The organism is Myxococcus sp. AS-1-15 (assembly GCF_020037055.1).
Taxonomy (GTDB): domain Bacteria; phylum Myxococcota; class Myxococcia; order Myxococcales; family Myxococcaceae; genus Myxococcus; species Myxococcus fulvus.
In genome coordinates, this window is sequence record NZ_JAIQDF010000081.1 from 1 (window position 1) to 725 (window position 725).

Annotated in this window: 1 protein-coding gene; it reads right to left on the reverse strand. The window is 70.8% G+C overall.

Translation table 11 applies throughout. The features are described 5' to 3' along the window. Positions 1–85: 85 nt before the first annotated feature. Positions 86–541 (reverse strand): hypothetical protein, encoded by a 456-nt coding sequence (locus K8625_RS43605; RefSeq protein WP_223786121.1) that lies wholly within the window; start codon positions 539–541, stop codon positions 86–88. Positions 542–725 lie beyond the last annotated feature (184 nt).

The window sequence follows — 725 nt, forward strand, 5'->3', positions numbered from 1 at the left end:
CCTCCACCAGGGTGCAGTACGAGTCGGAGGACGGGCCTCCGGGAGTCGCTTCAATGGGCATGGGCGGGAGTTCCTCGAGCGCGGGCTACTCCTTGCCCTTGCCCTTCCCCTTCGCCTTGGTGTCCGCCGCCAGCGTCTCCTCGGCCGGCGCCTTCGCCAGCTCCGTCGTCGCCTGGGCCTTCGCGCTCTCGGCGCTCGCCGCCTTCGCCTCGCGCAGCTCGGCCCGGAGGCGCTCCAGCTCGGCGCCCTGCGAGTTGATGTGCGACTTCGCGTCCTCCAGCGCGGACACCAGCTTCGGGTCCGCCGCGCCGGTGGACTCCGCGCTCGCCTTCTCCTTCACCCACTTCGCCTTCGCCTCCTCGTACTCGCGCGAGTCCACCTGGAAGGCGCTGTGGTACTTGCCGAGAATGTGGAGGGCCGTCGCCGCGTGTCTCGGCACCTCCGCCACACCGGCCTTGAAGTCGAAGCCCGCGAGGCTGCACGTCTCCCCCTCGCGCGGACCCACCAGCGCCACTTCCACCGTCAGTCGGTTTCCAGCCATCTGTTGCTCCACAGGGAATGCACCCAGCACGTGCCGGGCGCGAGGTTGAGGGCTGGGCCCGCCCGGGCAGGAAGTCCCCGCGGGCAGGCCCAGCCGAGAAGCGCGCGGCTCAGTTCGTCACGCCCTGGAGCACCGCCAGCCCCAGGTCGCTGAACACGGCCAGGCCGCAGTAGAACTTCACGCG